The organism is Flavobacterium johnsoniae (genome assembly GCF_030388325.1).
In the GTDB taxonomy this organism is placed as follows: Bacteria; Bacteroidota; Bacteroidia; order Flavobacteriales; family Flavobacteriaceae; genus Flavobacterium; species Flavobacterium johnsoniae_C.
Genome location: NZ_CP103794.1, coordinates 214,240 through 235,565, shown reverse-complemented (window position 1 = coordinate 235,565; position 21,326 = coordinate 214,240). Strand labels below are relative to the sequence as shown.

The window sequence follows — 21,326 nt, the reverse complement described above, 5'->3', positions numbered from 1 at the left end:
GTTGACAACAATAGATAGCATTAATAATTGGTTCATTCAAAATTTTGGTGCAATTACAATAGAACAAGTTAAAAGTTGGTTCGTTTACAATGAAGACGAAAAACTTTTATTCAATACCGGTTTATTCTTAGGCCTATTTTTGGTTTTCTATTTTGTGTATGGTTTTTTACGCAAAACATTTTATTTGAGATTAACATATGTTATTCTCTTTTCGCTATTCTTTTACTATAAATCAAGCGGAATTTATTTTCTGTTATTATTGCTTTCGTCTGTTGTAGATTATGGCTTGAGCCAGATTATTTATAGAGAAAGTCGCGATAATGTCAAGAAATTGTATTTGGTTATAAGTGTTATTTTGAATTTGGCACTTTTAGGCTATTTCAAATACATGAACTTTTTGATTGTAACTTACAATGATATGTTTCATGGTAATTTTGCACTTCATAATGTTTTTCTTCCTGTCGGAATTTCGTTCTACACTTTCCAATCAATGAGTTATATTATTGAAATTTATCGAGAAGAAATTAAACCAACCAAAAATTATATTGAATATTTATTTTTCGTTTCGTTTTTCCCGCAGTTAGTGGCTGGACCAATTGTGCGTGCGAAAGATTTCTTGCCGCAGATTTACCAAAAATTAAACCTTACAAGACAAGATGTAAACAATGCTTTATTCTTAATTATTGGAGGTTTAATAAAGAAAACAGTAATATCAAATTACATTTCAGTAAACTTTGTAGACCGAGTTTTTGATACGCCGTTGAGTTATACTTCGTTTGAAAATTTAATGGCATCTTACGGATATGCGATTCAGATTTATTGCGATTTCTCTGGATATTCAGATATGGCAATTGGTATCGCATTATTGTTAGGATTTAAATTGCCAGAAAACTTTAGAACGCCGTATAAATCAACTTCTATTACCGATTTCTGGAGAAGATGGCACATTTCACTTTCAACTTGGTTAAAAGACTTTTTATACATTTCTATTGGTGGAAACCGTAGCGGATCTTTTGCAGGATATTTATTTCCAAGTTTATTTTTCTTTGGATTATTGCTTTGGGGAATTTCCAATTTTAATGAAAGTATAATTCCGTTAATTATTGCTGGAAGCAGTATTTTTGTTTTCTGTTTATCATTTTTACTTTCAAGCAAAATAAAACAAACCTTAGTAACCAATTTCAATTTGTTTACCACAATGCTTTTAGGAGGTTTGTGGCATGGAGCAGGAGCACAGTTTATTGTTTGGGGAGCATTACACGGATTGGCTTTAGCTGTTCACAAAATATTCATGGAATTTTTTCCTTCCAAAAAAGATAAAAGTCCAAATTTCTTGTGGAGATTTTTCTCTATCGTAATTACCTTCCATTTTGTAGTTTTCTGTTGGATTTTCTTCCGTGCTAGAGATTTCGAAACAGCTTTGCAAGTAATTAATAATATCGGACAATTGACATTCGAACCAGAACTTTGGAAAACAATTATTCTAGGTTACAAAAATGTTTTCGGATTAATGTTATTCGGTTACGTTTGGCATTTCTTACCAGAATCATTCACAACAGGAATGAAATCTGTTTTTGATAAAACACCAATAGTAGTAAAAGCAATAATTCTGGGATTCGTTTATTGGATTGTTTACGCAACAGCAGTTGCAGGTTCACAACCTTTCATATATTTCCAATTTTAATCTTTAAGGTTCAAAGAGACAAAGTAACAAAGGCGCAAAGGTTTATTTCTTTTGCGCTTTTTTATATATAGCCACAGATTTATAGAATTAAAAACTTTGCGACCTTGCGACCTTGCGACTTTGCGAGCAAAAAACATAGCGAACTTTGCGTAAATCTTTGTGTTCTTTGCGTTAAAATTCAAACGCAATCCAACTTAAATAAAAATTGCCTGAAATATCTAATTAGATTATCTTTGCACTTCAAATAAAGAAAATAATATGTTTGATAATTTAAGTGATAAGTTAGATAAAGCGTTCCATATATTAAAAGGACACGGTAAAATTACAGAAGTAAACGTTGCCGATACTTTAAAAGAAGTTCGTCGTGCTTTACTTGATGCCGATGTTAACTTTAAAATTGCCAAAGATTTTACTGCTAGAGTAAAAGACAAAGCAATTGGTCAAGACGTATTAACAACCTTACAGCCAGGACAATTATTAGTAAAACTGGTAAAAGATGAGTTGACAGAATTAATGGGTGGAGATGTTGCTGGTGTAAACTTATCAGGAAATCCAACTGTTATTTTGATGTCAGGACTTCAAGGTTCTGGTAAAACTACTTTCTCAGGAAAATTAGCTAATTTTCTAAAAACAAAGAAAAGTAAAAAACCACTTCTTGTAGCGTGTGATATTTACCGTCCAGCGGCGATTAATCAGTTGCATGTTGTTGGAGATCAAATAGGTGTTGAGGTTTACTCAGAACCAGAAAATAAAAATCCTGTAGAAATTGCTCAAAATGCAATTAAGCACGCTAAAGCAAACGGATTCAATGTTGTTATCGTCGATACAGCAGGACGTTTGGCCGTAGATCAGGAAATGATGGATGAAATTGCACGTGTTCACAAAGCAATTCAACCACAAGAAACATTGTTCGTTGTAGACTCTATGACAGGGCAAGATGCTGTAAATACAGCAAAAGCTTTCAACGATATCTTAAACTTCGATGGAGTTATCTTAACGAAATTAGATGGTGATACTCGTGGTGGAGCAGCACTTTCAATCAAATCGATTGTAAACAAACCAATCAAATTTGTTGGTACTGGAGAAAAAATGGAAGCAATTGATGTTTTCTATCCAGAACGTATGGCTGAGCGTATTTTAGGAATGGGAGACGTTGTATCTCTTGTTGAAAGAGCTCAGGAACAATTTGACGAAGAAGAAGCAAGAAAACTTCAAAAGAAAATCGCTAAAAACGAATTTGGTTTTGATGACTTCCTAACGCAGATTCAGCAAGTGAAAAAAATGGGTAACATGAAAGACTTGGTTGGAATGATACCAGGAGCTTCAAAAGCCATGAAAGATGTAGAAATCGAAGACGACGCCTTCAAACATATCGAAGCGATTATTTATTCAATGACGCCAGCCGAAAGAAGCAAACCAGCGATTATCGACGTAAAAAGAAAAGCCAGAATCGCAAAAGGTTCGGGAACAAAAGTCGAGCAAGTAAATCAGCTGATGAAACAGTTTGACCAAATGAGCAAGATGATGAAGATGATGCAAGGCCCAGGCGGAAAAAATCTGATGAAAATGATGGGAGGTATGAAAGGGATGCCGGGTGGTATGCCAGGAGGAATGCCGAGATAATAAAATTAAAAGTTTCAAGTTTCAAGTTTCAGGTTATGAAACAGAAGTTTGAAACTTTTTTCAATAAATAAATTGAGTTTCGTTTTAACGTGAAACTTGACACGAGGCTTTAGCCGAATTGGCGAAGCAAACAACAATAAAACCTGAAACAAAACAACAACACACAATGCAGCTACTAGACGGTAAAAAAACATCTAACGACATTAAAAACGAAATTGCAGCCGAAGTTCAATCTATAAAAGCAGCTGGAGGAAAAGTACCTCATTTAGCAGCGGTTTTAGTTGGAAACAATGGAGCAAGTTTAACTTACGTAGGAAGTAAAGTAAAATCTTGTCAAGAAATCGGATTTGATTCTACTTTAGTAAGTCTGCCAGAAACTATTACTGAAGACGAACTGCTTGCGAAAATTAAAGAATTAAACGAAGATGATAATCTTGACGGATACATCGTTCAGTTGCCTTTGCCAAAACATATCGATGAGCAAAAAATCTTATTAGCAATTGATCCTGATAAAGATGTTGACGGATTTCACCCAACAAATTTTGGTAGAATGGCGCTTGAAATGGAAAGTTTTATTCCAGCAACACCATTCGGAATTATGGAATTGTTAGAGCGTTACAAAGTTGAAACGTCAGGAAAACATGCCGTTGTAATTGGAAGAAGTCATATCGTAGGTCGCCCGATGAGTATCTTAATGAGCCGTAAAGGAAATCCTGGAGATTCTACAGTTACATTAACGCACAGCCGAACTAAAGATTTAGCAGAATTCACGAAAAACGCAGATATCATCATTACAGCTTTAGGAGTTCCAGAGTTCTTAAAAGCAGATATGGTAAAAGAAGGTGTAACAGTTATCGACGTTGGAATTACGCGTGTAGATGACGCTTCAAACGCAAAAGGATACGTTATTAAAGGAGACGTTGATTTTGACGGAGTAAGTAAAAAAGCTGCATTCATTACACCAGTTCCAGGTGGAGTAGGACCAATGACAATTGCGATGTTACTTAAAAACACACTTTTAGCTCGTAAAATGAGAAGCGCTAGAAATCAATAATTTCTTCCTCAAAATATTCAAAACCCGTTCATTTGAACGGGTTTTGTCGTTTTTAATATATTATTAATAGTTTAAAGTTTTGGTTCTTAAAAATAAAGGATACTTTTGCAGCACTTTAAAAAATAACACTTCTCCAAATGGACGATTATTATTATTCGTTAGTATTAAATTAAGCAGCTTTTGAAATTTCAAAATGCTGCGTTAAAACCCTGTATTTTGAAATGAAAGCCTTTTACACAAACAACAACGGATTGGTAGAAATCCAAAAATGGACTTCAAATTGCTGGATTCACATCGAATCTCCAACAGAATCAGATAAAAATTACTTACTAGAAGAACTTCAGGTTCCTGAAGCTTTTTACAATGATATCGAGGATATCGACGAAAGACCTCGTATCGAAATCGAAGACGGCTGGACGCTTATTATTATGCGTATTCCAGTTAAAAGTGGCGATATCAAAATTCCTTTTCATACCGTTCCGCTCGGAATCATTTTTAAAGATGATATATGCGTAACAATTAGTTTTTATAAAACAGAAATTATTGCCGATTTTGTGTCATATTCACAACGTAAAAACATTGAAATCGAAGATAATTTCAATCTTGTATTAAGATTGCTTTTGTCATCAAGCGTTTGGTATTTAAAATACCTGAAACAAATCAATCAGAAAATAAAACTTGCCGAAGATAACTTAGAGAAATCGATCAAAAATGAAGAATTGCAAGCCTTGCTTCAAATCGAAAAATGTTTCGTATTCTTCATCACTTCATTAAAAGCAAATGATGTTTTATTTCAAAGAATCAAAAATCTAAAAGCACACAAAGCCAATTACGATCCAGAATTATTAGAAGATGTCGAAATCGAATTAAATCAGGCGCAAGACACAGCCAATATTTACAACAATATCCTAACTGGAATGATGGATGCTTACGCTTCTGTAATTTCAAACAATATGAATACAATCATGAAACAGATGACTTCCATTTCAATCATCTTAATGATTCCAACTCTAATTGCAAGTTTGTACGGAATGAACGTACCAAACGGTTTAGAAGAAAGCAAATACGGAATCTGGATTCTGCTTTTAGTTTCCATAATTCTATCTACTTTCGGAGTTCTTCTATTCAAAAGAAGAAGATGGTTTTAATTCAAAATTTCATAATAATAAGAGCCTATTCGTTAAGAATGGGCTTTTTTTTATAATCTGGGCGTGACCCCGACCCGTCGAGAGGGCAAACATACTTTACGCTTACACGCCCTCTCAACGGGTCGGGGTCGGGCTATCCGCGCTACTTCGGTAGCTAGCTCCTATCCCTCACGCAGTCTCGTGTAAGAAGAGATTTTTTTTTCTATAAGGTTTTAAACCTTGTAGAAGACTAAATTATTTCAAAAATATTTTTCATTTTTTATTTGCCATTTCAAAATAAATAATAACTTTGTATCGCAAAGTACTTTAATTATGAATCAAAAGCACCAAGAAGATTTAGCACATATTCGTTCCATGATGGAGCGTTCTTCAAGATTTATATCATTAAGCGGACTTTCGGGAGTCTTCGCTGGACTTTCGGCTTTAATTGGCGGAATCTATGTTTACCAATTATTCAAAGCAAATGGAATGGACTATTTGAGCGATGAGCATAAGCTTTACTCAACAAATCTTGTTTCAGAATTAATTTGGATTGGTGTAATAATTCTAATTTGTGCATTTGTATTTGGAACTTTTTTTACAGTTAGAAAAAGCCGAAAATACAATCTACCAATTTGGACTTCTGCCACTAAGAAAATGTTGTTTAATTTGGCTGTGCCACTTGCAGTTGGAGGGATATTTTGTTTAGCTTTAATGTATCACGGACATTTTGGTTTAGTAGCGCCAACAACTTTAATATTTTACGGATTAGCAGTTATAAATGCTGAAAAATATACTTTTTCTGATATTAAATATTTAGGCTTCTCTGAACTAATTTTAGGATGTATTTCACTTTTTTATATTGGATATGGATTATTATTTTGGATCTTAGGATTTGGAATTCTGCATATCGTTTACGGATTAGTGATGTTCAAAAAATACAAATAACCCAATGGGAATTATTGATAAACTAAATAAAGATTTTGAAAGCCGTGTCAGATTGGGTATTATGTCCGTTCTGATGGTTAACGACTGGGTAGATTTTACCGAGATGAAGACGCTTTTAAATATCACCGACGGTAATTTAGCGAGTCATTCCTCTGCTCTTGAGAAATCTGAGTATATCGAGATTAAGAAAGAATTTGTTGGTAAAAAGCCAAAAACATCTTATCAGGTAACACCGCTCGGCCGCGCGGCGTTCAAAGAGCACCTTTCTTATCTTGAAAAATTAATGAAATCGTAAGAACTAAATTTTTTTATCTAAACACTTTGAAATGCAAAGTACTTTAAAATTAAAAACAATGAAAAAACACCAAATTATCTTAGCATGTACAGCAGTTTTTGCACTGCTTTTTTACAATCAAGCTCCTGGAATCAATATTTCTATATTTGGAGTAACGTTAACATTATTAATTAGTTATTTCTTTCAGGAGAAATTTGTAGACCGATCACATTTACTTCTCGTAATGACTTCCATATTATCTTGTTTCGCTTTTGCGTGGTACGGAGATGCAGCTTCCTTTTTTTCTTTGGCTTTGTCAATTTTAATTTTACAATTCAAAACACAAGACGGAGAACTCAAAACTATACAGGTTTTTCCGTTAATAATTTTAAACGGAATTACATCTCTAGGCAGAGTTTTTATGTTTAGTCAATGGCTTCCAGAAAGAAAAATTCATAATGATTTTGCCAAGAAATTGGTTGCTTTTGTAGTAATTCCGATAATATTTTTAGGATTATTTTTTATCGTTTATTCTTTCGGAAGCGATCATTTCTCTTCATTATTTACTGATTATACTTTAGATATCGATATTTTTCAATTAATCTTAATCACCATACTTGGGTTTTATATTTCATTTAGTTTTTGGAATTACTGGGTTCCAGACGTTTGTTACGAATACAATTCTAATTTAAATAATAATTTTACGGATGTTTCTGAAGTAAAAAATCAAAATACATTTTCTTTTTTAGATTTGGATTTCGAAAGAAAAAGTGGAGAAATTACGTTGTTTTTGCTAAACATTATGCTTTTGGTTTTTATCGGAACATACAATTACGAACAATTTTTTGAAGTTGTAGAAAAAGCCAATTTAAGCTCAGATACTCATGAACGCGTAAATGCAGTAATTTTTTCAATTTTGATGGCAGTTGGAGTAATACTCTTTTATTTCAAGGGCGGATTTAATTTTGATGAGAAAGCAAAAACTTTAAAGAATTTGGCTAAAATCTGGCTTGGATTGAATGTTGTTTTAATAATAAGCGCTATTATTAAAAATTCAGAATATGTTTCTTTCTTTGGTTTAACATATAAAAGGCTTGGAGTTTACGCTTTTTTAATTTTGGCAATCATCGGGTTGATCGTTTCTTTTCAAAAAATAAGCAAACAAAAAACCAATGCATATTTGTTTAATCAAATGATTTGGTATTTCTACGGAACAATTCTTCTATGCAGTTATGTCAATTGGGGAAATTTGATCACTAATTACAATATTTCGGTAAACAAAGGAGTGGAGCCAACTTTTTTAAGCGGATTAAATTTTAATGATGATACTCGAAGAGAATATTTTCTAAAAAATAATTTAGATGGAAAAGAATCAGAACATATAAGAGAACAATTAATCTCGTATTATCAAAATGAAAAGTTCTTAGGTAAAGCACTTTACTATGAATTTTTAAGTAAAAAAGACAAATAAAGAAAAATCCCATTCATTTTAGTGAATGGGATTTCTTTTATTTATTATCGCCTCTTTTTCTAAATCGAGGATCGTTTTTAGAAATATAAGGAGTTCTTCTACTCGGACTAACGTTTGAATTTCGGTTAGGACTTTCAACTTTCGGAAGACTCGCTTCTTCAGTTTTACTCGAAGGCTCAATTAACTGATTCAATTCTTTTATTTCGGCATCAGTTAGATCTCGGTATCTTCCAACTGGAACATCCAAAGAAATATTAATAATTCGGATACGTTTAAGCGCCGTAACTTCGTAACCCAAATATTCAGCCATTCTTCGAATCTGACGGTTTAATCCCTGCGTTAGAATAATCTTAAAAGTATATTTACTAATTTGCTCAACTTTACATTTTTTGGTAACAGTATCCAAAATCGGAACACCATTTCCCATTCTCTGAATAAAACGATCTGTAATTGGTCTGTCTACTGTAACTGTATATTCTTTTTCGTGATTGTTTCTAGCGCGTAAAATCTTGTTTACAATATCGCCATCATTTGTCATGAAAATTAATCCTTCACTGGCTTTATCCAATCTTCCAATCGGAAAAATACGTTTCGGGTAATTAATGTAATCTACAATGTTATTTTGAACTTCTAAATTAGTTGTACACTCAATTCCAACTGGTTTATTAAATGCCAGATAAATTGGTTTTTCGTTTTTTTCAACAATTAATTTTCCGTCTATTCGCACTTCATCATTCGGCGAAACTTTAGTCCCCATTTCTGGTACGGCGCCATTTATTGTTACGCGTCCTTCTTCGATAAGTTTATCGGCTTCACGACGAGAACAATATCCTGTTTCTCCAATAAATTTATTAAGACGTTTTAAATTTTCTTCCATATTGCAAAAGTAGGCAAAAGTTTAGACTTCTTAGAATTTTCGATTTTAGACTTCCTACAATCTTGTCATTCCGAGGAACGAGGAATCTCCGCAAGTAACTCGACAAAGTTTATCCGCTTTTCTATGCGGAGCTACATGTGGAGATTCCTCGTTCTTCGGAATGACAAAACTGGGCATATACTATCAAAAGAAAACATTTGAATATCTGTAACTTACTTATGAAATTCAGTACTATCCTTGGGAGTTTCTTTTCTTTCGAACATTCCGTAATCGCGAACTACAGTTGCAATTCTTAGATGATAATCCTTAAAAACTTCATTTCTGCCTTTTGACTGTGCAGCGCGATGCATTTCTAGATTTCGCCATTGCTGAATACTTTCTTCATCTCTCCAAAAAGATAAAGACAAAATTTTTCCAGAATCAGCTAAACTTTGAAATCTTTCAATAGAAATAAAACCATCAATATGGCTTAATTCGGGTTTCAGATTTGCAGCGATATCAAGATATTCTTCTTTTTTTCCTTCGTTCGGAATTACTTCAAAAATTACTGCGATCATTTTAATTTTAGATTTTAGCCCCGAAGCTTCGGGACAGATTTTAGATTTTTGGAAAAAAACTTTGTCCCTTTGAACCTCTGTTACTTTGTTCCTTCAGAAGAAAAAAGAAACTCAATTACTTTATTGTACAAATCGTCATCGTGCATTCCGTGACCTAAACCGCTTGTTTCAATAAATTGGCTGTTTTTCCAGTTGCTGGCTATTTTTTTTCCTTCGGCGAAAGCCACAATATTATCTGCCGTATCGTGAGCGATAAAACCGGGAATAGTAAATTGAGATGCAAATTTTTGTCCTGAAAAATCTTCCAATTTAAAGTTGAAACGATTTATAAATTTAGTTTCTAAAAGCGGAAGCATTTTTCTGTTCAAACTTAACATCGAGATATAATTATCAATTAATGTTTTTAAATCAGACGGCGCTCCCAAGATAACCATTTTATTAATGCTCGTATTTGGAAATAAATATTGATGATAAACACAAGCCGCGCCTCCAATAGAATGTCCGATAATAATTTCAGGCTGATATTTCTCTACAGCTTTATTGATGAATTCCGCATAAAGCGGAACATTAAATTCTTTCCCGCTGCTTTGTCCATGAGCTGGTGCATCGATGGCAATAATTGTACTTCCTGATTTTTGAAGATGTGGTAAAGTTTTTTTCCATCGTGCTGCATTGCTTTCCCAGCCGTGAACTAATAATATTTTGGTTTCATTTCCTTTCCAAATGTAAGTTTGAAAATGATGTTCGTCATGATGAAAAATTTCTGTTTCGGTATTTCTTAAGACTTTTGGAAGTTTTTCTTTTTTTAATCTTCCAATTCGAGGTTGGCTAAAAAGAGCATAAGAAAGTTCCATGGCTCTTTGCGGACGAACATAACTCAAAAAGTTTATATATGATCCAACGGATTTTAATGTGATGAAACGAATTCCTTTTTTAATTTTCAAAACTTAAATTTTATTTTAGTAAAGGTAAAAAAATATGATTTGAAACTTGCTAAAAAATGTTTTGCCACAGATTAAAATGATTTTTAGGATTTAAATCTCGAAATCTTGAGATATTAAATCTGTGCTAATCTTTTTAATCTGTGGCGAAAATAAAAGCAAAAAAAAAGTCCCGATTAAATCGGGACTTGTTATTTAGAATTTTGAGAACAATTGTTCCATTTTTTCTTTTTCTTCATCTGCTAAAGCAGTATCAACTAAAATTCTTCCAGAGTGCTCATCAGTGATGATTTTCTTTCTTGAAGCAATTTCAACCTGAGTTTGAGGTGGAATTGTAAAGAAAGATCCAGCAGAAGCTCCTCTTTCGATAGAAACTACAGCTAATCCGTTACGAACACTGCTTCTGATTCTGTTGTAAGCAGCTAATAATCTGTCTTCGATTTGTGCAGCAAACTCGGCAGATTTCTCTGTTAAGAAAGTTTCCTCTTTCTGAGTTTCAGCCATGATAGCATCTAATTCAGATTTTTTATGTTTTAAATGAGAGCTTTTAGCATCAAGTTTTTCTTTCAAGTTAGAAATAACTTCTTTTTTGTGCTCGATAGAAGCTTTCATTTCTTTGATTTGCTTTTCAGCCAATTGAATTTCTAATTCTTGAAACTCAACTTCTTTTGTCAAAGAATTAAATTCTCTGTTATTACGTACTGATTCTTGTTGTTTTGTGTACTTTTTGATAACCTCTTTATGCTCCTCAATAGCAATTTTCTTTGCTTTGATTTGCTCCTCAATCACTTCAAGTTCACCTTTCAGTTTCTCTGAACGAGTGCTCAAACCTGCAACTTCATCTTCTAAATCTTCAACCTCTAAAGGAAGTTCTCCTCTAACGTTTCTGATTTCGTCAATTCTAGAGTCAATAAGCTGTAAATCATATATTGCTCTTAACTTGTCCTCAACACTTAATTCTTTCGTATTCGTCATATTCTATAAGTACTTAACTGGATTTGTATTTTCTTCCGATAAAATGATTGCAAAATTAAGAATTTTTTTTCGAAGATAATCAACAATATAATTTTTTGTATAGCGTTCACTCTCAAAATGACCAATATCTGCCAAAAGTAACTTATTTTCAGCTTCATAAAACTGGTGATACTTCAAATCGGCAGTCAAAAAAGAATCGGCTCCAGCCTGAATTGCATTTTTTATGGCAAAACTTCCAGAACCACCCAAAACGGCTACTTTTTTTATTTTTTTTCCTAAAAAAGCAGAATGGCGAATTCCGTCAGCAATCATTTTTTGTTTTACAGAAAGAAGAAAGTCTTTTTCGTCCATTTCATTTTCTAATTCTCCAATCATTCCTAAACCAATATTCTGATGAGAATTTTCGAGATTGTAAATTTCATAAGCAACTTCTTCGTATATATGATTTGCAAAAAGCGCTTTTAAAATTCGTGATTGCAGGTGTTTTTCAAAAACAACTTCAATTTTTATTTCTTCTCCCGTATGCAATTTTCCTTTTTCTCCAATTACCGGATTGCTGTCTTCATTTCCTTGAAAAGTGAAAAATCCTTGTGTGTTAAAACTGCAATTATTATAGTTTCCAATTGTTCCGGCTCCAGCTTCAAACATGGCATTTCGAACTTTATCTGCATTATCTGGAACTGTAAAAGTGACTAGTTTTTGAATGAAATTATTTTTAGGAACTAATATTTTAGTATTGACTAACCCTAATGCATCGCAGAAAATTTTATTTACGCCTTGTGAATGATTGTCAAGCGCTGTATGAACTGCAAAAATCGCGATGTCGTTTTTAATTGCTTTTAAAATCGCTCGTTCTACATAGTTTTTGCCCGTGATTTTTTTAATTCCAGAAAATAATATAGGATGAAAACAAACTACCAGATTACAATTTTTAGCTATTGCTTCATCAATTACATTTTCTAAAGCATCATGGCAGACTAAAACACCAGTGCTTTCAGTTTCAGAATTTCCGACTAAAAGTCCAACATTGTCAAAATCTTCTGCATAAGCCAAAGGAGCCATTTTTTCTAGAACAGATATTATATTTTTGATTTTCATTTTTGATTTTTGTTTCAAGTTTTATTTGTTTCAAGTTTCAGATTTTTGTTCAATGAAAACAATTAGAAGCTTGAAAGCTTAAACAAATTAACGAAAAAAATTATACTTTCGTAAAATGAACTTACTTCGAAAAATACTTTTTCCCTTCGCTATTTTATACGGATTTATTACTTCAATTCGTAATATTCTTTTTGATAAAGGAATTTTAAAATCAACTTCATTCGATGTTCCTGTAATTGCTGTTGGTAACTTGAGTGTTGGCGGAACTGGAAAAACCCCTCAAATAGAGTATTTAATTCGTTTATTGTCGGATAAATTTCAAATTGCCACTTTGAGTCGTGGTTATAAAAGAAAATCTGAAGGTTTTGTTTTGGCTGATGAAAATTCTAATGCCGAAATTTTAGGAGACGAACCTTTTCAGTTTTATCAAAAATTTCCGTTTGTTATGGTTGCGGTGGATGCCAATCGAACAAATGGAATTAAACAATTGCTTTCGCAACAAATTACGCCAGAAGTTATTCTGCTGGACGATGCTTATCAACATAGAAAAGTAAAAGCTGGATTCTATATTTTATTGACTTCTTACGACGATTTATATGCAGATGATTTTATGCTTCCGACGGGAAATCTGCGCGAAAGCAGGAGTGGAGCAGAACGAGCTAATATTGTTGTAGTTACTAAATGTTCTAAAAATCTATCAGAAGAAAAGCAAGCCGAAATTAAATTGAAGCTAAAGTTGAATTATTCTCAACAGATATTTTTTAGTTTTATAGATTACGATAATGTAATTTATGGAAAAGATAAAAATATTGAAGTTTCCGAAATCAAATCAGAATCGAAACTTCTTTTGGCTGGAATTGCAAAACCAAAACCATTTTTTGATTATTTGAAAAATGAAAATGACGAATGTTTGACTTTTCCTGATCATCATCATTTTTCTGATTCAGATTTAGACGCTATTTTAAGTAAAGCAAATGGAAAAAAAATAATTACAACCGAAAAAGATTATGTTCGCTTAAAAGATTCAAAATTGGTTTCTCAACTCTATTATCTTCCAATTAAAAGTACTTTTATAAATGATGCTCAAGTTTTTGATTCGGTAGTTTTGAACTATGTCAAATCAAACCTAGAATCTTAGAACCTCAGAACCTTCAAAAAAAAATTAATCAAAAAACTTAGCAATCGTGCAGTAGAATTCGTCTGGTACGAAAGGTTTTGTTATAACATCATTCATTCCGAAAGAAAGAAGCATATCTCTATTTTCGTCTAGCGAAATTGCGGTTAATGCAATAACAGGAGTTGTTTTATCAAATTCGCGAATCAATTTCGTAGCCGTTGTTCCGTTAATTCCAGGAAGGTGAACGTCCATTAAAATCATATCAAAACGTTTGATTTTTAAAAGCTCAACAGCATCTTCTCCATTATCTACAATTTCGCAGGTAATGTTTTTGTTTTCGAGCATTTTTCTAGTTATCATTTGATTGATTTTGTTGTCTTCAATCAATAAAATAGACTTGTCCATCAATTGTTTGTCATTGTATGGTTTTACTTCCTCAATTACTTCCAAAGGTTCGTTGTTAATTTTAAAATTTAATTTGAAGGTAAAAGTAGATCCTTTACCAACTTCACTTTTTAATTTTATTTCGCCTCCTAACAGTTCAATTAGTTTTTTTACGATGGTAAGACCTAAACCTGTTCCGCCGTATTTTCTATTCACTTCTATAGATCCTTGCGAAAAACTCTCAAAAACAGTTTGAAGTTTGTCTTCTGGAATTCCGATTCCGGTATCTACAATTTCAAAATAAACTGTAGCATTTTCCTCTTCCTGCGAATACAATTTTGCAATAACATTTACGTGTCCGTTTTGCGTAAATTTTAAAGCGTTGTTAATTAGGTTTAATATAATTTGAGATAATTTGGTTGGATCTCCCATTAAATTATCTGGAATCGAATTGTCTATTTCTAAATTGAAATAATTTCTATTGGCTGTAGCTAATTCTTTTAACGAACTTTGAATATTAAAAAGCAATTCTTTCAGATTAAAGCTGATATTTTCTACTTCAACTTTGGTCGAATCGATTTTATTAACTTCAAGAATTTCGTTGATAAAAGTCGTCAGATAATTTCCAGAAAACTTTAAAGATTCTAAATATTTTAACTGCTTTTTCTTTGGGTTGTCTTCTAGTAAAATATGAGTAATTCCGTTAATCGCATTTAACGGCGTACGCAATTCGTGACTTACCGTAGACAAAAACTCAGATCGGGCTTTTGATGCTTTTTCGGCTTTGTTTTTGGCTAAAATTAATTCTTTGTTTTTTTCTCTAAGAAGTAAATTGTTCTGATTTCTAATGATATTATTTTTGTATAAAGCTAAACTCAAAAGCGATAAAATAGAAATTAAAGCAATTGCCAAAATACTTACCAGTTTAGAATAGCGATAGGTTTTTAATTGAAATTTCTCTTCGCTTTCCTTTTTTATCGAATTGTTTAAAGATTGGTTTTTCTTGAATTTTTCGAATTCATTCAAATCAACTTTAGCATTTTTTAATTTTAAAAGATAATTTTCCAGCTGATAATGTTCGTCTAAATACGAGTAAGCCAAATCATAATTTTTGCTTTGCTTGTAGTATTGACTTATTGCTAAAACAATTTTAGATTTCTTTACAAAATCATTGTTTTTAGCATTGTATTCGAGTGCATTATCCAAATAAATAATAGCAGAATCGTTTCTTTTGAGTTGCGTTTCTATTAAACCTAATTGATAATAAGAATCTGTTTTGGTTTTTATTAAAGCGCTGTTGTCTGGTTTTTTTACAATTTTTTGAAATGTTTTTGCTGCTAAAGGAAGATTGTTGTTGGTTTTTAAAGCCATTGCAATCTGATAATTCAAAACATCAGCGTGATCTTCAATATTCAATTCTTTTAATAGTTGCTGTGCCTTTTCGTAATAAACAGCCGCTGTTTTATAATCGCCTTTAGCGGTATTTGTTAAGCCAATATAATGAAGCGCTAAAACTTTTGTACAGCTAGGTTTTAAAGTATCAAATAGAGAAACTGTTTTATGAAAATTCTTTAAAGCATCTTCAAACTTTCTTTGATTGTAGTAGATTTTGCCAAGTTTCAAAGTCTGTACGGCTAAATTTTCTTTTTTGCCATTTATCTCACAGAAATTAATTGATTTTTGAGTGTAAAAAACTGCCTGACTAAATTTTTTATTGTTGAGATTGTAATTGGCTAGCTTGTTATAATAGGTAACACTATCCGTATTCTTTTTGGTTTGAGAATACAAAAACGAGTTAAAAAAACAAACAACAATAAATAGATAGTATTTCATGTATGGCAATGCTTTTACAATGAACCTTATTTTTTTCTTATTAGTAAAATTAAATCAATCAATCTAGATGAATAGCCAATTTCGTTATCGTACCAACCCACAACTTTTACCATTTTATCGATAACCGAAGTTAGCTGAGCATCAAATAAACAAGAATGTCTGTTGCCAATTACATCAACCGAAACAATAGGATCTTCTGTGTAATCTAATATTCCTTTTAAATTTGTTTTGGAAGCTTCTTTAAATGCTTTATTTATTTCCTCAATAGTAACCGCTCGTTTTACATTGAAGGTAATATCTGTTAATGAACCATCTGGAACCGGAACACGGATACCGCATCCGCCCATTTTGTTGTGCAATTTAGGAAAAATTTTTGTTAAAGCCTTAGCCGCACCCGTAGTTGTTGGAACAATCGACTGACTTGCGCCTCTTGCACGTCTTAAATCCTTATGGGGCTGGTCGTGAAGACTTTGGTCTGTTGTAAAAGAATGGATAGTTGTAATGTAAGCTTGCTCAATTCCGCATAATTCCTCGATTATTTTTATCATCGGAGCGGCATTATTTGTTGTGCAGCTTGCATTAGAAACTATGTTTTCGTTTCCATCCAAAATATTTTCATTAACTCCAAGAACGACGGTTTTTATGGTGTCAACTTCTGAAGGTGCAGAAAGTATAACTTTTTTAGCTCCAACCTCAAGATGCGCGTTTAATTCTTCGTGAGTTTTGTATTTTCCTGTCGATTCGATAACGATATCAATTGAATGCGATTTCCAATCTAAGTTGGAAATACTCTTTTCGTGAAAAAAGAAAAAATGCCTTCCGTCTACAATAATGCTATTTTCGTCATGACTGACTTCAAATGGTAAAACTCCGTGAATACTGTCATATTTAATTAAATGCGACATAGTTTTATTGTCGGCAATGTCGTTAATAGCAACAACTTCGATTTCAGGATGATTCAGAAGAAGACGGAATAGATTTCTTCCAATTCTTCCAAATCCATTAATGGCAATTCTTGTTTTCAATTTTTAATTTATTCGATTAACAGTTTAATCGCTTAATCGGTTTAACAATTAAACGATCAAACGATTAAACTTTTTTTATAAAATGTGTTTTTGTGCTTTATATGAAGAACGAACAAGAGGTCCGCTTTCAACATGTCTGAAACCTAACTCAAGGCCAAATTGTTCGTATCGAGCAAATTGTTCAGGCGTAATAAATTCTTTTACAGGAAGATGTTTTTTACTTGGCTGTAAGTATTGTCCAATAGTAACAACATCAACATTTGCATTTCTTAAATCGGTCATGGTCTGAAAAACTTCTTCTTCAGTTTCTCCAAGACCAAGCATAATTCCAGATTTAGTTCTGTTGATGCCTTTTTCTTTTAAATAACGCAACACTTCTAAACTTCTGTCATATTTTGCTTGAATACGAACTTCACGAGTTAAACGACGTACCGTTTCCATATTATGAGAAACCACTTCAGGATTAGCTTCAACAATACGATCTAGATTCCTTTCCATTCCTTGAAAATCAGGAATTAAAGTTTCAAGAGTAGTTTGCGGATTCATTCTACGAATAGCTCTAACGGTTTCCATCCAAATAATAGAACCTCCATCTTTCAAGTCATCTCTGTCTACACTTGTAACAACAGCGTGTTTAATGTTCATTATTTTGATAGAACGCGCTACTTTTTCAGGTTCGTCCCAATCTACCGTTTCAGGTCTGCCTGTTTTTACGCCGCAGAACCCGCACGAGCGAGTACAAACATTTCCTAAAATCATGAAAGTCGCTGTTCCTTCTCCCCAGCATTCTCCCATATTTGGGCAGCTTCCTGAAGTACAAATGGTATTTAAACTGTATTTATCAACTAAACCTCTAAGTTCAGTATATTTTTGTCCGATGGGTAATTTTACTTTTAACCACTTAGGTTTTGTGGTCTGTATATTTTCAGCGACTGTTTCCATATATCAATATTCAAAACACAAAGATACGGAATGTAGTTTATTTGAAGATTTCTTTAGGATTTAATTTAATGATTGAATAGTAAAACAAGTATTAGTACGGTTTAATTATATGTAATAAAAAAGTTAAATAAGTGCACTTAAGTTATTATTTGAATTTTAAAAATATATTTCCGTTTAAAAAATCTGCTTTAAAGAATAATTATGGCAATGTTTTGATATTTAATGCTTTAAAATTTATATCTTTAAATGTTAAAAAAAACGAATTTATATAATACTGGCACGATTCTTTTGTAGTACATTTGGTGTTAAATTAATATAGGTAAAAATGAAAAAGAAATTTATTGTATTAGGAATTTTATTAGCATCTTTTGGGGTTTCTAAAATGAATGCACAGATTAATTTTGGAGAGAAAGCCATTGGGGCTGTTCAAAAAGGAGTTACTGGTTTTACTTTTAGTAATGCAGATGCAGCTAAATTATCTAAAGAAGCTGTCGATAAATTAGATGCAGAACATGAAATTGCAGGGCCAACAGACGGCTATACTCTAAGATTAAATCGAGTTTTTGGAAAACATGCTTCTGGCGACGGATTTACTTTAAATTATAAAGTCTATAAACTGAAAGAAGTAAATGCTTTTGCAACTGCAGACGGAAGTGTTCGTGTTTATTCAGGTTTGATGGATATTATGGATGATAATGAATTAATTGCTGTAATCGGACACGAGATCGGACACGTTGCCAATAATGATTCAAGAGATGCTATTCGTGCAGCTTACCAAAAAGAAGCTTTGATGGATGGAGCATCTTCTCAATCTGCAACTTTAGCGACGGTTACAGATAGTCAGCTTGGTAAAATTGGAAGCGCTATTATCGATAGTAAATACAGCCGTAAACAAGAATCTGAAGCAGATTTATTTGCTTACAATTTTATGAAGAAAAACGGTTACGATGTAAATGCTGAGGAATCGGCTTTTAGAATTTTGGCAAAAATGAGTGAAGGATCTCAGGCTTCATTTATTGATCAAATGATGAGTTCGCATCCTGATTCTAAGAAAAGAGCAGACGATGCTAAAAAAAGAGCAGAAAAAGATGGCGTATATAAACCTTATGTGCATCAAAAAATTGTAAACACTGCTCCAGCGGCTACTACAACAAAAAAGGCAACGACTACAAAGAAAACAACAACGACAAAAAAGAAATAATAAGTTGTTTTTAGCGAATATAAAACCCGACAAATTTTTAATTTGTCGGGTTTTTGTTTTTTATCCTAAAACATGAAAAGCTAGAATCTTCTGTACTTCGTAAACGTTAACCGATTTGTTGAATTGTTTTACAATACTTGGTTGCTGTTCGCTAGAAATCCAAATTTTTAACTCAGCATCAAGATCGAAAGTTCCTGCGGTTTCTACGCTAAATCTTGTGATGTTTTTGTAAGCGATAGATTTGTACTCTGTTTTGCTTCCAGTTAATCCTTGTACATCAACTAAGATTAATCTTTTGTTGGTAAATATAAAAGTATCACGAATAAGTTTAAAACCCATTTCGATTTCTTCGTTTGTAGTTAAAAGCTGTCCGTACTTTTTAATTAAATCTTCTTGACTTACAGAACCTGCGTTACCAAGAATTGCTGAAAATATTCCCATTATTTTGTTCTTAATTAGTTAAAATGAATTTCGTTTTGAAGCAGTAAAAGTAGTGATTTTGTTAATTTTTAATGCTTGATTTTAGTTTAATTATAAGCGGAGTTAAAATTGTTGAAATCAAAAAAGAAGAAATAAAAGTTACTATGAAATTTCCAATATTTAGATCTCTAATCTGGATTGCGAATCTTATGAATAAAATTACCGAGCCGGATAAAATGATGAATTTCCAATAAGACTTTTTCCTAGTAGTTTTAAAACTAAAATCTTGCGGAAGTTTCAGAAAAGTCACGATTATAATAATGCTTCCAAGGACTGTGCTTCCATGTTGTGCAATTTTCCAAAACGGAATTTCGGTATGAAAAAGGAACAGTGTATTTCTAAAAATATCAATTTTATTTACAAAATAACCGTGATTATGAGTAAAAGCATCCCAGAATAAATGAGAAATTATTCCGATTAACAAAGATATTAAAACAATTTGCCAGTTATTTTTGAAATAATTATTCCAATTAAATTCAGTGTAAATTAAAATTCTGTTTCTTATGAATGTGGGGAGATTTTCAAACAAAAGATTTCTAACTATGTTATGAAAGATAAATGCCAGCAAAAGCGCAAGTGGTAAATCGAACCAAAAAATACCAACAAAAGTATGGCTGTAATTGCTTTTAACTTTCATTCTTATAAAATATTCAAAATCGGGAGTTAAACTGCCAATAATGAGGCTTGTTAGTGAAAGCCATGGTTTTGGTAGATATCTTAATGGAAGAATTATAGCAGGATGCGAAAAAGTAAAAGGCATTTAATTCAGTTTAATTTTTTTGTGATTGATAAATAAAAGTAAACAAAAAAGCAGAACCGAAGTCCTGCTTTTTGTGTGTTTAATAATAATTTGAATTATTCCAATTCTGTTTTTATTGTAATCGGAAGACTATATGCTGTTCTCACAGGTTTTCCATCTAGAATTCCTGGATTCCATTTTGTTTTTAATGATTTTAAAACTCTGATAGCTTCTTTTCCCATTCCGTAGCCTGGATCGTTTCTCACGATAATATCAGTTAGGGATCCATCTTTTTCAACTACAAAAGAAACATAAACTTTTAAAGTTCTTTCTGCATCCAAATCAGGTCTGCGGAAATTGTTTCCTACATATTTGTAGAATTGAGCAATCCCACCTGGAAATTCAGGAAGTTTGTCCAAAACAGCCAAAGGAAGTACCTCATTTGTAGGTGGAGCTACAGATGCTGCTTCACCATTTCCTCCTCCTCCTCCAGTTGTTGGCATCGCGTTAACTGCCGTTCCATTTCCAGTAGCATTTACAGGAGCTGGAGCGTTTTCAGTGTTAGGCGCAATGTTTTCAACTGCGTTTTCTGCCGTTGCAACCACAGGATTAGTCAGCTGAATTGCTTCTGTTGCACTTGCTGCACTTTGTTCCATTACTGGAGCTGGTGGCGCTGGCGGTGGCGGCGCAACATTCGGATCAATATTGACAATAGTCCTAGGATCTTCATAAAGAGGTGGCGTTTCTACCGTAGGGTCAGAAACCGAAGGTTTAAGTTTGTTAATGAGTACCGATGCACTTCCTATTACCGTTATTAACAATAAACCCATAAACAGAGCTGTAACAGAATTTTTGGAACTCTCTTGGCGTAATTGATACGCGCCGTACTCTTTGTTCTTATTCTCGAAAACAAGGTCAGTCCACTTGCTTTCATAAATGCTTAATTTAGACATAATTTTTGGGTTTTAAGGTTAAG

The 21,326-nt window shown here is 32.7% G+C and carries 20 protein-coding genes; 9 read left to right on the top strand and 11 right to left on the bottom strand.

All coding sequences use genetic code 11. The features are described 5' to 3' along the window. The first annotated feature begins 1 nt into the window (after position 1). The 7 genes from NYQ10_RS01125 (at position 2) to NYQ10_RS01095 (ending at position 8,181) form a co-directional block, all read left to right on the top strand. Positions 2-1,684 carry an MBOAT family O-acyltransferase gene (locus NYQ10_RS01125; protein ID WP_289878544.1) on the top strand — a complete coding sequence of 561 codons (1,683 nt, stop codon included), beginning with the start codon at positions 2-4 and terminating at the stop codon, positions 1,682-1,684. 258 nt (positions 1,685-1,942) lie between these two features. Beyond that, positions 1,943-3,307, top strand: a complete 1,365-nt coding sequence (gene ffh, locus NYQ10_RS01120; RefSeq protein WP_289878543.1) for a signal recognition particle protein — start codon at positions 1,943-1,945, stop codon at positions 3,305-3,307. 166 nt (positions 3,308-3,473) lie between these two features. Then, a complete protein-coding gene (locus NYQ10_RS01115) occupies positions 3,474-4,361 on the top strand; it encodes a bifunctional 5,10-methylenetetrahydrofolate dehydrogenase/5,10-methenyltetrahydrofolate cyclohydrolase (protein WP_289878542.1) in 888 nt (295 codons plus the stop codon). Between the two features lie 221 nt (positions 4,362-4,582). Next, positions 4,583-5,509 (top strand): magnesium transporter CorA family protein, encoded by a 927-nt coding sequence (locus tag NYQ10_RS01110; RefSeq protein WP_289878541.1) that lies wholly within the window; start codon positions 4,583-4,585, stop codon positions 5,507-5,509. Between the two features lie 312 nt (positions 5,510-5,821). Next, complete coding sequence (locus NYQ10_RS01105; RefSeq protein ID WP_289878540.1) at positions 5,822-6,436, top strand: hypothetical protein; 615 nt, start codon at positions 5,822-5,824, stop codon at positions 6,434-6,436. Positions 6,437-6,440: 4 nt separating this feature from the next. After that, the gene (locus tag NYQ10_RS01100) at positions 6,441-6,731 is read left to right on the top strand and encodes a winged helix-turn-helix domain-containing protein (protein ID WP_008464519.1); all 291 of its coding nucleotides are present in this window, start codon (positions 6,441-6,443) and stop codon (positions 6,729-6,731) included. A 58-nt stretch (positions 6,732-6,789) separates the two neighbouring features. After that, complete coding sequence (locus NYQ10_RS01095; protein WP_289878539.1) at positions 6,790-8,181, top strand: DUF4153 domain-containing protein; 1,392 nt, start codon at positions 6,790-6,792, stop codon at positions 8,179-8,181. A 37-nt stretch (positions 8,182-8,218) separates the two neighbouring features. Here the strand turns inward: NYQ10_RS01095 and rluF are convergent, their stop codons facing one another. From rluF to NYQ10_RS01070, 5 genes are all read right to left on the bottom strand, one after another. Then, positions 8,219-9,058: a 23S rRNA pseudouridine(2604) synthase RluF gene (gene rluF / locus NYQ10_RS01090; protein WP_289878538.1), complete on the bottom strand. Its 840-nt coding sequence runs from the start codon at positions 9,056-9,058 to the stop codon at positions 8,219-8,221. 212 nt (positions 9,059-9,270) lie between these two features. Further along, positions 9,271-9,615 (bottom strand): antibiotic biosynthesis monooxygenase family protein, encoded by a 345-nt coding sequence (locus NYQ10_RS01085; protein ID WP_289878537.1) that lies wholly within the window; start codon positions 9,613-9,615, stop codon positions 9,271-9,273. A gap of 80 nt (positions 9,616-9,695) precedes the next feature. Beyond that, positions 9,696-10,559, bottom strand: a complete 864-nt coding sequence (locus NYQ10_RS01080; protein WP_289878536.1) for an alpha/beta fold hydrolase — start codon at positions 10,557-10,559, stop codon at positions 9,696-9,698. Positions 10,560-10,751: 192 nt separating this feature from the next. After that, positions 10,752-11,531 (bottom strand): zinc ribbon domain-containing protein, encoded by a 780-nt coding sequence (locus NYQ10_RS01075; RefSeq protein WP_276172236.1) that lies wholly within the window; start codon positions 11,529-11,531, stop codon positions 10,752-10,754. Between the two features lie 3 nt (positions 11,532-11,534). Then, entirely contained in the window at positions 11,535-12,629 is a 1,095-nt protein-coding gene (locus tag NYQ10_RS01070; protein WP_289878535.1) for a Nif3-like dinuclear metal center hexameric protein, read from the bottom strand. Positions 12,630-12,744: 115 nt separating this feature from the next. Here NYQ10_RS01070 and lpxK point away from each other — a divergent pair, with 115 nt between their 5' ends. Next, positions 12,745-13,767, top strand: coding sequence for a tetraacyldisaccharide 4'-kinase (gene lpxK / locus NYQ10_RS01065; RefSeq protein WP_289878534.1), 1,023 nt, complete (start codon positions 12,745-12,747; stop codon positions 13,765-13,767). 24 nt (positions 13,768-13,791) lie between these two features. Here the strand turns inward: lpxK and NYQ10_RS01060 are convergent, their stop codons facing one another. The 3 genes from NYQ10_RS01060 to lipA all read right to left on the bottom strand — a co-directional run bounded on the left by NYQ10_RS01060 (position 13,792) and on the right by lipA (position 17,930). Then, positions 13,792-15,963, bottom strand: a complete 2,172-nt coding sequence (locus tag NYQ10_RS01060) for a tetratricopeptide repeat-containing hybrid sensor histidine kinase/response regulator (RefSeq protein ID WP_289878533.1) — start codon at positions 15,961-15,963, stop codon at positions 13,792-13,794. 26 nt (positions 15,964-15,989) lie between these two features. Beyond that, entirely contained in the window at positions 15,990-16,988 is a 999-nt protein-coding gene (gene gap, locus NYQ10_RS01055; protein WP_289878532.1) for a type I glyceraldehyde-3-phosphate dehydrogenase, read from the bottom strand. A 75-nt stretch (positions 16,989-17,063) separates the two neighbouring features. Continuing rightward, positions 17,064-17,930, bottom strand: coding sequence for a lipoyl synthase (lipA, locus tag NYQ10_RS01050; protein ID WP_289878531.1), 867 nt, complete (start codon positions 17,928-17,930; stop codon positions 17,064-17,066). Between the two features lie 325 nt (positions 17,931-18,255). On the opposite strand from lipA, the gene NYQ10_RS01045 reads away from it, so the two are divergent. Further along, positions 18,256-19,131, top strand: a complete 876-nt coding sequence (locus tag NYQ10_RS01045) for a M48 family metalloprotease (protein WP_289878530.1) — start codon at positions 18,256-18,258, stop codon at positions 19,129-19,131. Between the two features lie 60 nt (positions 19,132-19,191). On the opposite strand, the gene NYQ10_RS01040 is transcribed toward NYQ10_RS01045, so the two are convergent. The 3 genes from NYQ10_RS01040 to NYQ10_RS01030 all read right to left on the bottom strand — a co-directional run bounded on the left by NYQ10_RS01040 (position 19,192) and on the right by NYQ10_RS01030 (position 21,303). After that, a complete protein-coding gene (locus tag NYQ10_RS01040) occupies positions 19,192-19,572 on the bottom strand; it encodes a PH domain-containing protein (protein ID WP_184165795.1) in 381 nt (126 codons plus the stop codon). Between the two features lie 61 nt (positions 19,573-19,633). Beyond that, positions 19,634-20,371 carry a DUF4184 family protein gene (locus tag NYQ10_RS01035; RefSeq protein ID WP_289878529.1) on the bottom strand — a complete coding sequence of 246 codons (738 nt, stop codon included), beginning with the start codon at positions 20,369-20,371 and terminating at the stop codon, positions 19,634-19,636. 95 nt (positions 20,372-20,466) lie between these two features. Continuing rightward, positions 20,467-21,303, bottom strand: a complete 837-nt coding sequence (locus NYQ10_RS01030) for an energy transducer TonB (RefSeq protein WP_289878528.1) — start codon at positions 21,301-21,303, stop codon at positions 20,467-20,469. Positions 21,304-21,326: the final 23 nt, after the last annotated feature.

What these genes read in the sequence shown, in the direction of transcription:
- NYQ10_RS01060 (WP_289878533.1), bottom strand. Translation starts at nt 15,963, where the DNA reads ATGAAATACTATCTATTTATTGTTGTTTGTTTTTTTAACTCGTTTTTG.
- NYQ10_RS01030 (WP_289878528.1), bottom strand. Translation starts at nt 21,303, where the DNA reads ATGTCTAAATTAAGCATTTATGAAAGCAAGTGGACTGACCTTGTTTTC.
- lpxK (WP_289878534.1), top strand. Translation starts at nt 12,745, where the DNA reads ATGAACTTACTTCGAAAAATACTTTTTCCCTTCGCTATTTTATACGGA.
- NYQ10_RS01100 (WP_008464519.1), top strand. Translation starts at nt 6,441, where the DNA reads ATGGGAATTATTGATAAACTAAATAAAGATTTTGAAAGCCGTGTCAGA.
- NYQ10_RS01075 (WP_276172236.1), bottom strand. Translation starts at nt 11,531, where the DNA reads ATGACGAATACGAAAGAATTAAGTGTTGAGGACAAGTTAAGAGCAATA.
- NYQ10_RS01115 (WP_289878542.1), top strand. Translation starts at nt 3,474, where the DNA reads ATGCAGCTACTAGACGGTAAAAAAACATCTAACGACATTAAAAACGAA.
- lipA (WP_289878531.1), bottom strand. Translation starts at nt 17,930, where the DNA reads ATGGAAACAGTCGCTGAAAATATACAGACCACAAAACCTAAGTGGTTA.
- NYQ10_RS01095 (WP_289878539.1), top strand. Translation starts at nt 6,790, where the DNA reads ATGAAAAAACACCAAATTATCTTAGCATGTACAGCAGTTTTTGCACTG.
- rluF (WP_289878538.1), bottom strand. Translation starts at nt 9,058, where the DNA reads ATGGAAGAAAATTTAAAACGTCTTAATAAATTTATTGGAGAAACAGGA.
- NYQ10_RS01105 (WP_289878540.1), top strand. Translation starts at nt 5,822, where the DNA reads ATGAATCAAAAGCACCAAGAAGATTTAGCACATATTCGTTCCATGATG.
- NYQ10_RS01045 (WP_289878530.1), top strand. Translation starts at nt 18,256, where the DNA reads ATGAAAAAGAAATTTATTGTATTAGGAATTTTATTAGCATCTTTTGGG.
- NYQ10_RS01110 (WP_289878541.1), top strand. Translation starts at nt 4,583, where the DNA reads ATGAAAGCCTTTTACACAAACAACAACGGATTGGTAGAAATCCAAAAA.
- NYQ10_RS01085 (WP_289878537.1), bottom strand. Translation starts at nt 9,615, where the DNA reads ATGATCGCAGTAATTTTTGAAGTAATTCCGAACGAAGGAAAAAAAGAA.
- NYQ10_RS01040 (WP_184165795.1), bottom strand. Translation starts at nt 19,572, where the DNA reads ATGGGAATATTTTCAGCAATTCTTGGTAACGCAGGTTCTGTAAGTCAA.
- ffh (WP_289878543.1), top strand. Translation starts at nt 1,943, where the DNA reads ATGTTTGATAATTTAAGTGATAAGTTAGATAAAGCGTTCCATATATTA.
- NYQ10_RS01035 (WP_289878529.1), bottom strand. Translation starts at nt 20,371, where the DNA reads ATGCCTTTTACTTTTTCGCATCCTGCTATAATTCTTCCATTAAGATAT.
- NYQ10_RS01070 (WP_289878535.1), bottom strand. Translation starts at nt 12,629, where the DNA reads ATGAAAATCAAAAATATAATATCTGTTCTAGAAAAAATGGCTCCTTTG.